General features: G+C 38.4%; 15 protein-coding genes. 9 read left to right on the top strand and 6 right to left on the bottom strand.

What is annotated here, in order from left to right; genetic code table 11:
* Window positions 1–55 precede the first annotated feature (55 nt).
* Both AAHB15_RS01000 and pepF read left to right on the top strand, forming a co-directional pair.
* Complete coding sequence (locus AAHB15_RS01000; protein ID WP_342041584.1) at window positions 56–1,252, top strand: competence protein CoiA; 1,197 nt, start codon at window positions 56–58, stop codon at window positions 1,250–1,252.
* A gap of 143 nt (window positions 1,253–1,395) precedes the next feature.
* Complete coding sequence (pepF, locus tag AAHB15_RS01005; protein ID WP_335573522.1) at window positions 1,396–3,216, top strand: oligoendopeptidase F; 1,821 nt, start codon at window positions 1,396–1,398, stop codon at window positions 3,214–3,216.
* A 112-nt stretch (window positions 3,217–3,328) separates the two neighbouring features.
* On the opposite strand, the gene AAHB15_RS01010 is transcribed toward pepF, so the two are convergent.
* The 4 genes from AAHB15_RS01010 to AAHB15_RS01025 form a co-directional block, all read right to left on the bottom strand.
* On the bottom strand, window positions 3,329–3,502 hold the full coding sequence (locus tag AAHB15_RS01010) for a hypothetical protein (RefSeq protein ID WP_335573521.1): 174 nt from the start codon (window positions 3,500–3,502) through the stop codon (window positions 3,329–3,331).
* A gap of 471 nt (window positions 3,503–3,973) precedes the next feature.
* The gene (locus AAHB15_RS01015; RefSeq protein ID WP_261380762.1) at window positions 3,974–4,852 is read right to left on the bottom strand and encodes a ClpXP adapter SpxH family protein; all 879 of its coding nucleotides are present in this window, start codon (window positions 4,850–4,852) and stop codon (window positions 3,974–3,976) included.
* Complete coding sequence (locus AAHB15_RS01020; protein WP_335573538.1) at window positions 4,836–5,246, bottom strand: globin domain-containing protein; 411 nt, start codon at window positions 5,244–5,246, stop codon at window positions 4,836–4,838. The genes AAHB15_RS01015 and AAHB15_RS01020 overlap by 17 nt, the downstream gene beginning before the upstream one ends.
* Window positions 5,247–5,376: 130 nt before the next feature.
* On the bottom strand, window positions 5,377–5,967 hold the full coding sequence (locus AAHB15_RS01025) for a CYTH domain-containing protein (protein ID WP_342041585.1): 591 nt from the start codon (window positions 5,965–5,967) through the stop codon (window positions 5,377–5,379).
* A gap of 157 nt (window positions 5,968–6,124) precedes the next feature.
* On the opposite strand from AAHB15_RS01025, the gene AAHB15_RS01030 reads away from it, so the two are divergent.
* The 4 genes from AAHB15_RS01030 to AAHB15_RS01045 all read left to right on the top strand — a co-directional run bounded on the left by AAHB15_RS01030 (window position 6,125) and on the right by AAHB15_RS01045 (window position 8,955).
* Window positions 6,125–6,493, top strand: coding sequence for a UPF0738 family protein (locus AAHB15_RS01030; RefSeq protein ID WP_144567486.1), 369 nt, complete (start codon window positions 6,125–6,127; stop codon window positions 6,491–6,493).
* Between the two features lie 66 nt (window positions 6,494–6,559).
* Complete coding sequence (locus tag AAHB15_RS01035; RefSeq protein WP_098528371.1) at window positions 6,560–7,198, top strand: GTP pyrophosphokinase; 639 nt, start codon at window positions 6,560–6,562, stop codon at window positions 7,196–7,198.
* 39 nt (window positions 7,199–7,237) lie between these two features.
* On the top strand, window positions 7,238–8,032 hold the full coding sequence (locus tag AAHB15_RS01040; RefSeq protein WP_335573519.1) for an NAD kinase: 795 nt from the start codon (window positions 7,238–7,240) through the stop codon (window positions 8,030–8,032).
* Window positions 8,033–8,049: 17 nt separating this feature from the next.
* The gene (locus tag AAHB15_RS01045; RefSeq protein WP_335573518.1) at window positions 8,050–8,955 is read left to right on the top strand and encodes an RluA family pseudouridine synthase; all 906 of its coding nucleotides are present in this window, start codon (window positions 8,050–8,052) and stop codon (window positions 8,953–8,955) included.
* A 32-nt stretch (window positions 8,956–8,987) separates the two neighbouring features.
* Here AAHB15_RS01045 and prpE read toward each other — a convergent pair whose 3' ends face one another.
* The gene (gene prpE, locus AAHB15_RS01050) at window positions 8,988–9,728 is read right to left on the bottom strand and encodes a bis(5'-nucleosyl)-tetraphosphatase PrpE (protein ID WP_342041586.1); all 741 of its coding nucleotides are present in this window, start codon (window positions 9,726–9,728) and stop codon (window positions 8,988–8,990) included.
* Between the two features lie 91 nt (window positions 9,729–9,819).
* Here prpE and AAHB15_RS01055 point away from each other — a divergent pair, with 91 nt between their 5' ends.
* The 3 genes from AAHB15_RS01055 (at window position 9,820) to AAHB15_RS01065 (ending at window position 13,481) form a co-directional block, all read left to right on the top strand.
* Window positions 9,820–11,679, top strand: coding sequence for a monovalent cation:proton antiporter family protein (locus AAHB15_RS01055; RefSeq protein WP_342041587.1), 1,860 nt, complete (start codon window positions 9,820–9,822; stop codon window positions 11,677–11,679).
* A gap of 108 nt (window positions 11,680–11,787) precedes the next feature.
* Window positions 11,788–12,552 carry an enoyl-ACP reductase FabI gene (fabI, locus tag AAHB15_RS01060; RefSeq protein WP_335573515.1) on the top strand — a complete coding sequence of 255 codons (765 nt, stop codon included), beginning with the start codon at window positions 11,788–11,790 and terminating at the stop codon, window positions 12,550–12,552.
* A gap of 215 nt (window positions 12,553–12,767) precedes the next feature.
* Complete coding sequence (locus AAHB15_RS01065; RefSeq protein WP_342041588.1) at window positions 12,768–13,481, top strand: CotO family spore coat protein; 714 nt, start codon at window positions 12,768–12,770, stop codon at window positions 13,479–13,481.
* A 128-nt stretch (window positions 13,482–13,609) separates the two neighbouring features.
* On the opposite strand, the gene AAHB15_RS01070 is transcribed toward AAHB15_RS01065, so the two are convergent.
* Window positions 13,610–14,128, bottom strand: coding sequence for a CotY/CotZ family spore coat protein (locus AAHB15_RS01070; RefSeq protein WP_335573513.1), 519 nt, complete (start codon window positions 14,126–14,128; stop codon window positions 13,610–13,612).
* Window positions 14,129–14,232 lie beyond the last annotated feature (104 nt).

A 14,232-nucleotide genomic window follows, 5' to 3' on the forward strand; every position in this document is an offset into this window, starting at 1 on the left:
AAAGGATTATAAAGGGGGAAAGTCGAATTGATAGATATAAAAGGAGGGGAACGATTTGTTAACTGCATTAACCAAAACTGGGAAAAAGATTTGCCTGGGGTTTGATTACAAGAAGGAAACACTTATGTCGCTGCGCGATAAGGAGGAATTTGTTTGTCCGGTCTGTAGAGAAACGGTTTTGTTGAAACTCGGGGATCAAAGAATCTTTCACTTTGCCCATAAACAAAGTAGTCAATGCCGTGAACTATACGAAAATGAAACATATGAACATCTAGAAGGGAAGAGGCAGCTTTTTCAGTGGCTTATCAAACAAAATATAGCATCAGCTCTTGAGTATTATGATCGAAACATCCAGCAGCGGCCCGATATTATGTTTAAATATAATGGTCAAAGGTATGCGTTAGAGTATCAATGTTCTACATTACCTGATAAAGTTTTAGCGAAAAGAACTAGTACTTATTTAGAAAATAGTTACACCCCGTTATGGGTCATATCTAGCAGTCATCTTCATCAGAAACGAAAAGATCTTATCACATTGTCAAACTTCCAATATTCATTTTTAAGAACTGCATCATCCGGGAGACTTTATATCCCTGCTTATTGCCCCGAAAAACAACTCTTTCAATTAGTGGAATCAATTACTCCCTTCTCCATAAAAAATTCTTTCGCACATCTTTCATCACTACCAATTCAAACCATTGAGCTAGATTCTATACTTGAGCCACAGAATGACCATCCCCTATCCCAGGCAAGTTGGAATAGGGAAGTGGAAAGATATATGTTTAACTGGGCCCTTCATCCAAGGACTGAGCATAAGCCATTTTTGCAGGAGATTTATAACAATGGATTAAATATCTTCCTGATTCCTCCTGAAATTGGTCTTCCAGTTGCCCATTCTGTCCTTATTCAAACACCTCCGTTTATTTGGCAAACCTATTTGTTTGTCGATGTTTTTGCCCACAAAAATCCCCGAGATTTAATCACACTTAAAGAAATTGACACTTCCTATCAAAAGAGAATCCATAAAAAACAGATTATAGTTCGTCATCTGCCACAAGTAAAAAATGTAACTCCGTTTACTGCAATGATTGAATATCTACAACTTCTTGAGAAATTAAATTTCCTAAAGCAGAAGGGTGACACGATATTTGAAGTGCAAAAGAAAATCTTAATCCCTCATTCGAACCGTGAAAGAGAAGAAGCAAAACAGAATTTTTTAGCAAAATATGAAAATGTGCTATCAAGATGGTAGACGTGGGAAATTAATACTAATAGTCCCCATATGGGCATAATATAGTAGGAGGGTAATTTGATTTGTTTTTAGAGGATAAAAGCAAAATAAGGAGAATAAGTTAATAGTAAGTTTTTCCAAGAAAAATGAATGGAGGATAAATAATGGCGAATGAAACAAAAGTAAAGCAGCTGCCAGCAAGAAGTGAAATTCCTGTTGAGGACACGTGGAAATTAGAAGATATCTTTGCGAGTGATCAGGATTGGGAAAAAGAGTTTCAAGAAATTAAGAGTGAGATACCTGAGATAAAGCAATACGAAGGAAAATTAGGAGAAAGTGCTGAAACGCTCTATCAAGCTTTACAGTTTCAAGACAAATTGTTAGAACGAATCGGTAAGCTCTATACATATTCCCATATGCGCTATGACCAAGATACAACAAACTCCTTTTACCAGGGGTTAGATGACAGGATGAAGAATCTCTATTCCCAAGCGGCAAGCCAGCTAGCATTTATTGTTCCGGAAATTCTATCAATTGACGAAGAGAAAGTAAATAGCTTCTTAAATGAAAAGGCAGAATTAAAATTATATGAACATGCAATCGCGGAAATCAATTTACAAAGACCACATGTACTAAGTGCAGAACAGGAGGCGTTACTCGCTGAGGCTGGTGAAGTAATGGATGCCTCTAGTAATACATTTGGTATGTTGAACAATGCAGACTTAGAATTTCCAAGCATTCAAGATGAAAACGGCGAAGAGGTTGAAGTAACTCATGGACGTTACAGCCGCTTCTTGGAAAGCGCAGATCAGCGTGTTAGACGTGACGCATTTGCAGCCGTTTATAAGACTTATGGAGCTTTTAAAAATACTTTTGCTAGTACGCTAAGCGGGAATGTAAAAAAGGATAATTTCAATGCAAGAATTCGGAAATATGATTCCGCAAGACATGCAGCATTATCAGCTAATAACATTCCTGAGAGTGTATATGATAACCTAGTGAATACAGTAACGGAAAATCTTCACTTGTTACATCGCTATATAAAGCTCCGTAAGAAGGTACTCGGACTTGAGGAGCTTCATATGTATGATTTGTATACACCGCTAGTGAAAGATGTAAAAATGGAAATCAAGTATGAGGATGCAAAAGATTTAGTGATAAAGGGTCTAGCACCATTAGGAGATGAATATTCAAATATTCTAACAGAAGGATTCGAAAACCGCTGGGTGGATGTTCATGAGAACAAAGGCAAACGCAGTGGTGCCTATTCATCCGGTGCCTATGGCACGCATCCGTACATCTTAATGAACTGGCAGGATAATGTAAATAATTTATTTACGCTTGCTCATGAATTTGGCCACTCCGTGCATAGTTACTATACTCGCAAAAACCAGCCGTATGCATATGGTAATTATTCAATTTTTGTGGCGGAAGTAGCTTCCACGTGTAATGAGGCACTGCTCAATGACTATTTATTAAAAACAATTGATGATGAACAAAAAAGAATTTACCTATTGAATCACTATTTGGAGGGCTTTAGGGGGACTGTGTTCCGTCAGACCATGTTTGCTGAATTTGAACACTTAATTCATCAGAAGGCACAAAATAATGAGGCATTGACGGCGGATTCCTTAACTGAAGCATATTATGCGTTAAATAAGAAGTATTTTGGTGAAGAGGATATTGTTATTGATGAGGAAATCGGTTTGGAATGGGCAAGAATTCCGCATTTTTATTACAATTATTATGTATACCAATATGCTACAGGATTTAGTGCTGCTACAGCATTAAGTAAACAAATTCTCGAAGAAGGCGAGCCTGCTGTGAAGCGTTATATTGAAGAATTCCTCAGTGCAGGAAGTTCTGATTATCCGATTGAAGTTCTTAAAAAAGCAGGGGTAGATATGACCAGTGCTGCTCCAATTGCGGACGCTTGTAAGGTATTTGAAGAAAAATTAAATGAATTAGAAAAACTGTTATCATAAGAAAAGCGGAAGCGCCCGTTTAGCGAAGTACACTAGTCGCTGGGCGCAGGAGCTGGAGAATTATCAAAGATTTTCTATCAAAAGGGGATGGGGCCGTTTGGGCTCCATCCCTTTAAAAGCCTCTAAAACGTCTCCGATCATTTAGATAAACAATAAAAATAAGTATAGATATAAACATGATGGGCGCACTTAGCAGCATAGGGAAGATGTGGATCAATGCAAGAAGATTAAGAAAAAAGGCAATCGCAATAAAAAGAATCATAATGATATAAGGTAATTTACCCATGGATAGATACCACCTTTACTTGTGGATTACAAAGTATAGATTCTTGAATATGAGAATTGTCCAGCTCCAGCGCCTAGGGGCTCGGGGTCATAAGCCAATCCGTCAAGAATGCTAAAGAACAGCCTTCTCGCCGGCTCGTCTTATGCCTGTCGCCCCTAATCAAGGCGCTTCCGCTTTTCTTATTATTTCTATTGTCCAAATCATGAATTTATTACTTTATGACAATATTGTGAAATAAGGCACAAACTTATTGTCATAGGATTATGTTGCATGGTATATTTTATACGTGAAGTTGATCACAACAAACATATACCCCTTTTGTTTGACCGTGAAAAATTTCTCCCATCCCCTTTGTTCGTATTAATAGAAAAATGCCTTACAGTCGGAAATACTGTAAGGCATTTTCGTTTCTGTCAAAAAATCTAATTATAAAAAAAGACAAGTGTCAATCGTCTCGTGATTGACACTTGTCTATTCATCAATATATCGCCAAAATGTACCATATTTAGCTGGTATTTGCTCGACCACCTGCTTTAACAAAAGCTTCTTCATTTCACGTTCAATCTGTGAAATCGACATATTATAAACAACGGCAATTTCCTTAGAAGCAACAAACTTAAAAAACTTAAGAAAAGATTCTAGTGGCGGCGGTGGTGATTTCTCCGGTCTTTCAGAAAGCATCTCTTCTAATATTTGTACATAAACCTCATAGTGGTATGAACCGGCAATTTTAATCCCTTCATCCTCAATATTTTCATTAAAAAATACGAGGGTTGGAATTTCAGTTACATCCATCTCTGAAGTAATTTTCAAATCACATTGAAAGGCTTTGGCCGCGCTGTCGGAATGAATATCTTTCATAAATTCCTCGACATCTAAGCCAGAACTATCCGCACATTCCTTTAATACTTCTAAGTTTGAAGGGTTTTGCTTTTCTAAAAATAACATTTCCTGAATTCTGCGAAAGAAACGTAATCCCGCGCGTCTTCCTTGTAATTCAGCCGCTTTAATCGCTATGGAGACAATATAAGGATTATCAATCGGATTCTCTAACCAAAGACTGCCGTCGCAAGACATTCCCGACCTGCTGGCTGTTTTTTCCCAAACTTGAGCAATATTCTCATAGTTCTTCTTTTTACTCAAATTTAAGTTAGCTAATCGTCCACTTAATACATGTTTAATGGAAAAGTACCGGCCATATTCAATTCGAAGTTTTTTGATAATCGGCTCTAATGCCCAGCACTCGGGACATAACGGGTCAATAAACATATATATTTCGATTGGTTTTTTCTCATTCCCATTGAAAGGGTTCTTGGGAACAGGTGACGCAGAATTATTCACAATTTTCACCCGTTCTCTCGCCATCATCAGGCGTGTTAATCATATGTTGGGCAGTAAGATGCAGCCTTGCGTAAAATTCTTCTCTTACCGGCCCTTCTAATCCGATTATATCCATCGCTTTCTTCATACAAGATAACCAAGCATTTGCACGGGTCGGTGTAACGGGAAATGGCAAATGACGTGCACGCATCATAGGGTGACCATGTTCTTCTGTATAGAGAGGAGGACCTCCTAAATATTGAGTTAAAAATTGCTTTTGTTTCCGGGCAGTCTCTGAGAATTGATTCGGAAATATGGGCGCAAGGTCAGGATGTTGTGCAACAAGGCTATAGAAAGTGTCGACAAGACGGTGCAGTGTATCTTCACCAATTACTTCGAATGGTGTAAGCTTTTTATCGATCATGTTGACAACTCCTTTCATCGATATTGTATTCATATTTTAACAATGCCCATTTCATATCTCAAATGAATTGCCTTGAAAAAGACTGATTTTTAAGATTGAAATTATTTTTTTGTAATAAAAGTGGCTACTGCTAATTAGTTTTAGTTTGTTTATATTTTTGATTATAGAAACGGCGGACTTTATTTTCGGTTTGCCGTTCTGGGATCTTAAATCGGTTTAGAAGTGCATGAAAATTTTTAAGGCCTTCTTGATAATCATCTACTTCATATTCCATTTCATAATCTTCGTGTTCAAGATAAATACTGTGGTCAAGTACGAGCAGTCCGTTTTCATAAGAAATCTCTGTTCGATTGGTCATAAGTGAACCAAAATATTCAATATTGGCAAAAGGGATGTTATTTTCTTCAATTAATTGTTTTATTTGTCCACTAGGTAGTCTGCCATCATTAATAGCCGCAGATGTTTCCTCATAAGTTAATTTTTGATTGGTTTCAAGCAGCCCAATCTCTCTTGGCTGTTTGAGAGTCATCACATAGTCCGTGCCTTTTTTTCGAATCCTTAATGCGCTTTCTGCTTTTTTTAAAGCAAAATCAGGGGTATCAAAGTACAGGTTTTCCTGAGTGAAAATATGCTTTTCCCCAATTTTAAATGAAAGTAAAATTCTTTCATATTCTGCTTTTGTGAGCATGTTTTTAAACTCAATTTCAATATTTTGTGACATTATTTGTCTTCCTTTCGCAATATTGATGATTTCATCATACCGATGAACTTTGGGAGCTGTCTAGTTTCCGATTCTTGGTGCGTATTTAAAAAAGCAATCCTTGGGAGAAATGGTCTGATTATGCTAAAATAGGAAAGTGAAAGATGGAGGTTTAATCATGAAAAAGAAAATAATCATTCAAACAGCAATAGTAACCGATCATAAACTAATTTTAGAAACTGATGAATCTATTACTGGGTTAATTCCTAGCGAACAAATACTTGTTGATTCAGATAATAGTGCATTTATTTACCTTTTGGAAGATCAAGAAGACTATACATATATTGTTTTAGCGGAAGATCTCTGGTCTTATTTAAAAACAGCAAACGAACTAAAACTACCTGTATTAGTTAAATCTAATCAGGAACAAATTGAACTCATAAACTTTCATGATGAATTAGAGTATATCCTGAGTAATATTAAAGGCAACAGTAACTATGGTGATGAGTTTGTAACGAAAGTGGAAGGATTTTTCCTAACTGTTTGAGCTTTGCGCTGAAGCGGAAAAAAGTTTCGCTCATCTAAACAATTTGTTTTTCTTTGAGGTGAAATCATGAAGCATTGGGATCAATTTTTAGCACCATATAAACAGGCAGTTTCTGAATTGAAAGTAAAATTAAAAGGGATGAGAGGGCAATATGAGTTAGATTCCTCTCATTCACCGATTGAATTTGTAACAGGCAGAGTCAAACCAATTGCAAGTATTCTTGATAAAGCGAACCAAAAAGGGATTCCGCTTGAAAGCTTGGAAGAGGAGATGCAGGATATAGCCGGCATGCGGATTATGTGTCAGTTTGTCGATGATATTCATACTGTGGTTAATTTATTAAGGATTCGCAACGATTTTGAAATAGTGGAAGAAAGAGATTATATTTCTCACGAAAAAACTAGTGGATATCGCTCTTACCATGTTGTCATTCAATATCCCGTCCAAACTATTCATGGGGAAAAGAAAATTCTTGCTGAAATCCAAATACGGACGTTAGCGATGAATTTCTGGGCGACCATCGAACATTCACTTAACTATAAATATAAAGGAGTATTTCCTACAGATATCAAAATGAGATTACTAAGAGCTGCAGAAGCGGCATTTCGTTTAGACGAGGAAATGTCTTTAATTCGTGGTGAAATCCAGGAAGCACAAGCATTTTTTACCCGAAAAAAGGAATTGACACAAGAAGAAAAAAACTAACATCCGCCTGTGAAAGCCGATTTGTAAGGAGAAAATAAGATGAAATTTGCGATTACATCAAAAGGGGATCAAAAGTCCAATATTTTAATGAGTAAAATGAGGACATATTTACTTGACTTTGATCTTATTTACGATGAAGACCAACCTGATATTGTTGTTTCCATTGGCGGTGACGGGACACTTCTCTATGCGTTCCACCGCTATAGCAGCCGGCTAAGTAAAACAGCATTCGTCGGAATACATACGGGGCACCTTGGATTTTACGCAGATTGGATACCAGATGAAATTGAAAAACTGGTAATTGCCATCGCAAAAACCCCATATCAAGTCGTAGAATACCCGCTTCTTGAAGTCATTATCCGCTACACACATGCAGGAAAAGAATCCCGTTACTTAGCACTTAATGAATCCACGGTGAAAAGTGTCGAGGGTACACTTGTGATGGATGTAGAAATTCGAGGACAGCATTTTGAACGGTTCCGTGGTGATGGCCTTTGCATTTCTACTCCATCAGGCAGTACAGCGTATAATAAAGCTCTTGGCGGGGCCATCATTCATCCGTCGATTTCAGCCTTACAAGTTGCAGAAATGGCCTCCATTAATAACAGGGTGTTTCGGACGGTTGGCTCTCCGCTAATTTTGCCAGCACACCATACCTGTATGCTTAAGCCAGTAAAAAAATCTGATTTTCAGGTAACCATTGATCACCTGACATTACTTCATAAGGACGTAAAATCGATCCAATATAGGGTACCGGAAGAAAAAATTCGTTTTGCCCGCTTTAGACCGTTTCCATTTTGGAAAAGGGTCCATGATTCATTTATATCTGATTAAGCCGGAGGACCTTATTGATGGAAGCACGATTTAAATTGAACTGGATTATTGATGAGTCCAGTGCCGGTTTACCAATTAAAGAGTTCTTAAAACAAGAAGAAATCTCCCGAATTGCTTTAACGGATATTAAATTTAGGGGCGGCTTGATTCTTGTTAATAATGAGGAAGTAAATGTAAGATATAAGCTAATCAAAGGTGATTCGTTGTCTGTGATTTTTCCTGCTGAAATTCCGAGTGAGGGAGTAATGGCGGAGAATATTCCGATAACCATATTGTATGAAGATGAATTTTTACTTGTGGTAAACAAACCAGCGATTATGAACACGATCCCATCTCGTGAACATCCAAATGGCAGCCTTGCTAATGCTCTTGTAGGATATTACAAGCGAGTTGGAATTCAGGCTACTTCCCATATTGTCACAAGGCTAGACCGTGACACTTCAGGAATAGTATTAATCGCCAAGCACCGTCATGTTCATCATTTATTTAGTAAAATGCAGCAAAATGGATTGGTGAAAAGGACATATGAAGCTTTGGCGGGCGGTTTACTCGCAACTGTTAATGGAACTATTATTGAACCGATTGGCCGCAAACAGGATAGCATTATTGAACGGGAAGTACGGGCTGACGGTCAATATGCTTGTACCCATTATAAGGTAATTAAGAGCTACTCTACATTTACTCATCTCGAGCTTAGACTTGAAACAGGGCGTACACATCAGATAAGAGTTCATATGTCGTTCTTAGGACATCCTCTGCTCGGAGATGATTTATATGGAGGAGATACTTCCTTAATCAAACGGCAAGCCCTTCATTGTAAAAAAATTCAGTTCCTTCATCCCTTTTATAAAAAAGAGATGTCCTTTTCGGCTTCACCCCCAGAGGATATGAATAGTATTTTAGAGGCTGGCCTGCTTGAATAGCGGTCAGCCTTTTGTATTATTTTTAAACCAAACTAGTCAAATTGTTTAAATTTTTCCTGAACATATGGCATAGTAGAAGGAACAGACACCAATTCCATTTCCGGATAACGTAATGCCGTCAATTTACCGCCAAACACAGCTCCTGTATCAATGTTATACGTGTTATTAATAATACGCGGCTCTTTGACCGGAGTATGACCATAAACAATACAGGCATCGCCATGATAGTTTTTTGCCCAATCCAACCTAACTGGTGTTCCATCCGGATTTTTTTTACCAGTAATATCACCATAAAGGACAAATTCTTTTACTTTTCCATGTGTTTGGCCGATATATTCCTGTTGTATCCCGGCATGTGCTATAACTAGCTTTCCATTGTCCAATACTAAGTAGAGTGGGGCTTTTTCATACAGCTCGATAAATTTTTTACGAATGGATTGTTGATCTTTTTTATATAATGATTCATATTCAGCCGCCGTCGTTTCTAGCCCGTGTGTCACCTGAACTTTATTACCGAGAAAAAAGCGATACAGCTTATTGCAATGATTGCCCGGTGTGTAATGTGCATTTTGGTGATGGACTACGAGCCGCCAAACGACCTCAATCACCTTAATGGATGCAGGTCCTCTGTCCGTTAAGTCACCAACAAAACCAAGAGTCCTCCCTGAGGAATGGACTGGTAACCCTGTTTCCCAACTGTAACCAAGCTTTAAAGTTAGTTCTTTTAATTCGTCAAAACAACCGTGAATGTCACCGATAATATCAATTTTCATAGGATTGCACCCCCTGTTAGTTCGTATTTATCTTTAGTTTATTCGGTTACTTTTATAAGAAAGAAACCTAGTTTTGAAAGGTGGTTTAAATATGGAACAACACATTTCTGTACTTTCGCTGCTTGTTGTTGTGACGACAGCGTTTTTAACTCCAATTATTCTGCATCGATTTAAATTGAATTTTATCCCGGTTGTGGTTGCAGAAATTATTATGGGTCTAATTATTGGGAAAAGCGGCTTTGATATTGTCCATCAGGATGCCTGGCTGTCCACCCTTTCGACACTTGGCTTCATTTTCCTTATGTTCTTAAGCGGGCTGGAAATTGATTTTACCGCCTTTAGCGGCAGCAAAAAACGGGATGCACTTGCGAATGGAAAAAAGGAGCCCAATACTTTTGTTGCAGCAACGACGATTTTTGCTGGAATTTTTATTTTTTCTCTAATTCTATCCTATCTATTTGTTCTAGCAGGATTTATTGATAATGCCTTTTTGATGACGTTAATTATCTCAACCATTTCCCTAGGAGTAGTAGTTCCTACCTTGAAAGAGGCCCATTTGATGAAAACGGTCATCGGGCAAATTATCTTGCTTGTTGCGGTAATAGCTGATTTAGTTACGATGATTTTATTAGCTGTATTTGTTTCAATATATGAGGCTGGCCATGGGAATACGTGGCTGCTCTTGATATTATTTGGGGCAGGTATTGTTCTTTATTTTATTGGTAAGAAATTTAAAACTCGTACCTTTATTGAAACATTATCAACGGGAACTGTGCAAATTGGCACAAGGGCGGTATTTACGTTGATTATTGTATTAGTGGGGTTATCGGAGACGGTCGGTGCGGAGAATATCCTTGGCGCCTTCCTAGCCGGTGTTTTAGTTTCATTACTGTCACCCAACCAGGAACTCGTCCATAAACTGGATTCCTTTGGCTATGGCTTTTTAATCCCTATCTTTTTTGTGATGGTTGGGGTTAACCTTGATGTTTGGTCACTCTTTAGTGAGAAGAAGCTTCTTTTACTTATACCGCTTTTATTGATTGGACTGCTGTTATCAAAGCTGGTGCCAGTTTATCTATTAAAGATTTGGTATGATACGAAAACCGTTATTTCTTCAGGCTTTTTGCTTACCTCCACTCTTTCACTTGTGATTGCTGCTGCAACCATTGGTGAAAGGATGAAAGTAATAACCCCCCAAATGAGTGGTACCTTGATATTGGTGGCTGTGATTACATCGATTTTTACACCAATGGTATTCAAAAAGCTCTTTCCGTTGGAGGCTGCGATAAGCAAAAAGGTTAGTGTGGCATTTTTAGGTGCTAACCAGGTAACCCTATCTTTATCGCAAGAATTAAAATCAGGCCTGTATGATCCGGTTCTTTATCATACGAAAATGGAGAAATCAGATAAGCAAATTGCTAATTCACTCTTTGATATTGTTGAAATCACTGATTACTCCATCGATTCTATTTCTAAAACAAATGTTTTTCAATCAGAAATTGTAGTCATTTCTACTGGTGATGAGAATTTAAACGCAAGTTTGTCCATTGAAGCGAAGGAAAAAGGTGTTTCCAGGGTCATAGCCCGGATTGAAAGCATAGAACTAGAACAAAATTTACGGGAGCAAAATATTGAGGTATTCTCTTCATATATGTCAACCAAAACACTGCTTCGGGCATTAATTGAATCTCCAACAGTAATTAAAATCTTGACTAATCAAGAGACAGGTCTATATGAAATTAAGATGTTAAACACACACTTTGATGGAATGCATTTGCGGCAATTTCCTTTTACAGGCGATGTAATCTTTGTTCGTATTTTTAGAGGAAAGGATTCGATTGTCCCTCATGGTGATACGGAATTGCAAATGGATGATCGTTTAATTGTTACCGGGTCAAAGGAGTATGTTGTTGAATTGAAGCGGGAATTGGAATTCTGTGAGACATGCTAAAGAGTTTGGGAAAGAATAGTATCCGAACCTTTTCATTTTAGGGGAAGTAGTGTAAAATTAGTACCAAGTACTAATATCATGTAATTATAGTAGGAGGACTATTTCAATATGAATCTTTCTGGAAAAACTTTTGTTGTTATGGGTGTAGCTAATAAACGCAGTATTGCTTGGGGAATTGCTCGTTCACTTCACAATGCAGGAGCAAGATTAATTTTTACATATGCGGGTGAAAGAATTGAGAGCAGTGTTCGTGATTTAGCTAACTCTTTAGAGGCAGAGGGAACTCTTGTGCTTCCATGTGATGTAACAAGTGATGAAGCAATTGCAAGCTGTTTTGCAGAAATTAAGGAAGCTGTGGGTACCATTCACGGTTTAGCACACTGTATTGCGTTTGCAAAGACTGAGGATTTAAAAGGTGAGTTTGTAAGCACATCAAGAGATGGATTCCTGCTTGCACAAAATATCAGTTCTTATTCATTGACAGCAGTGGCGAAAGTAGCACGCGAACTAATGACTGAAGGAGGAAGTATTGTAACTCTAACATACTTAGGCGGAGAGCGAGCTATACCAAACTATAATGTTATGGGTGTTGCGAAAGCCTCTTTGGATGCAAGTGTCCGCTACTTGGCTTCTGATTTAGGAAAAGACGGCATTCGTGTTAATTCCATTTCTGCTGGTCCGATCCGAACATTATCAGCAAAGGCAATTGGGGAATTCAATTCGATTTTAAGTGAAATTGAAGCAAAAGCTCCATTACGGAGAACGACAACTCCAGAAGAAGTCGGTGACACAGCTCTATTCTTATTTAGTGATCTTTCACGGGGAATTACTGGTGAAAACATCCATGTAGATTCTGGCTTCCATATCCTTTAAAAAAACAGCCTGCTAGCTCTTTAGCAGGCTTTTTTGTATGACATTGGAGAATTGACCAGCTCCAGCGCCCTAGCGGCGAGACGCCTTCGCGCTCCATAGCTTTTTCGAGGAGGCCATACGCCGCTGAACAGGGCGCTTACGCTTTTCTTGTGAACCAAGATAGGCAGATTGCATATATATAATGTGTGTGATTTCGTAACAAGGAGGTGAATTGCTTGTCAACGAAGAAGAGCCAGGGACCCATGTTATTTATCAACCAGGCGTTTGTAAGGCCGCCTTCAAATTTAAATATGCAAGATGTTTATACGAATCGGCAGGAACTAGCACCGCTCGAGGATGAATCGCCAGTGCTGCAAGAAACTAAGAAAACAATCCCCTTAGCAAAAGAGGAACTGGCACCATACAAGGTTGAGCCGTCTGTGCTACAAGAAACTAAGAAAACAATCCCCTTAGCAAAAGAGGAACTGGCACCAAACGAGGATGAGCCGTCAGAGCTAAAAGAAACTAAGAAAACAATCCCCCTATCTAAAGGGGAACTGGCACCATATGAGGATGAGCCGTCAGTGCTGCAAGAAACTAAAAAAACAATCTCCCTTGCAAAAGAGGAAATGGTTCTTGAAAATCAGGATAACTCGAAGCAGCTAGGGGTTCAATCCACAGCAAAACCAAAGGGGAAACAAAGGTCTTTCTTAAAAAAGGTCAAACCATTTAAAGAGATGGACCTGTTTGAGCGTTTAGACTATCTAATTAACTTTCCAAAAGTTCTGCCCCCTGTACCATGCGTCTTTTATACTGCGCGAGGAACCTTTCAAGGTTATTTAACAGAATACACAGACCAAGATGTAACCATACGTTTCCACAATCAAACCTCGAAAACCATTCCATTAGAACAGTTAACGAAAGTTATGATGATTGGAATACAGAGATAAAGAAAATAAAAAAGCCAGCCGTTTTACGACTGGCTCATTTGTTCAATTTCTGTTAATCATCTTAAACCTGATTAATAGTAGCCTCAGCTCCAAGTAATTGGTCAGCTTTAATACTGCTGTTTTCGTCCTTAATTGCAAAGTCCAAGGTTAACATCAGCGATACATTGCACTGCACAGAAGCAGCTTAAGTCAACGGTGATGCAATCTCTGCTCGCGCGGAATCTGTCAACTTTACAAACCTTTTGAAGGTCAATGCAGCATTTTTCTCCGCCTGAAACGAGATTAACCGGAACAAATTGTCCGTTGCTGTCTCGATGGCCTGGTACTAACACACGAAGAGTTGCACAGCAGTTATCAAATACGTCCTCAACGCGAAAGAAGATAGATACACATGCATCACATTCTTCTGTTAAGAATGCATGAAATGGCGTACCATCAGCAGTACTTAGAACAAATACTCGCGTATCAACCGGGTCTCTCCTTGTAGGCGACACCATCGATCCTAGCGGTTCGGTAAAGCAGCTAGTACACTCAGTACATTCTTGTTCAACTGCTTCAACTGCATTATCTTGAATATCTTTAATCGCACGAACTACTTCGCAAACGCAGTTTTCTCCGTGAAAGTTGTTTTTATTTCCACAACCCATTAATTTTTCCTCCTTATTCCGTGATATATCTTACAGTACTAACATATTTATGTGAGCGCTTTTGGGAAACGGACAAACGCCTTGTTTGTCAAAATTAGGCTGGT

It is taken from the genome of Bacillus sp. OTU2372 (assembly GCF_038440275.1).
GTDB classification, from domain to species: domain Bacteria; phylum Bacillota; class Bacilli; order Bacillales; family Cytobacillaceae; genus Neobacillus; species Neobacillus bataviensis_B.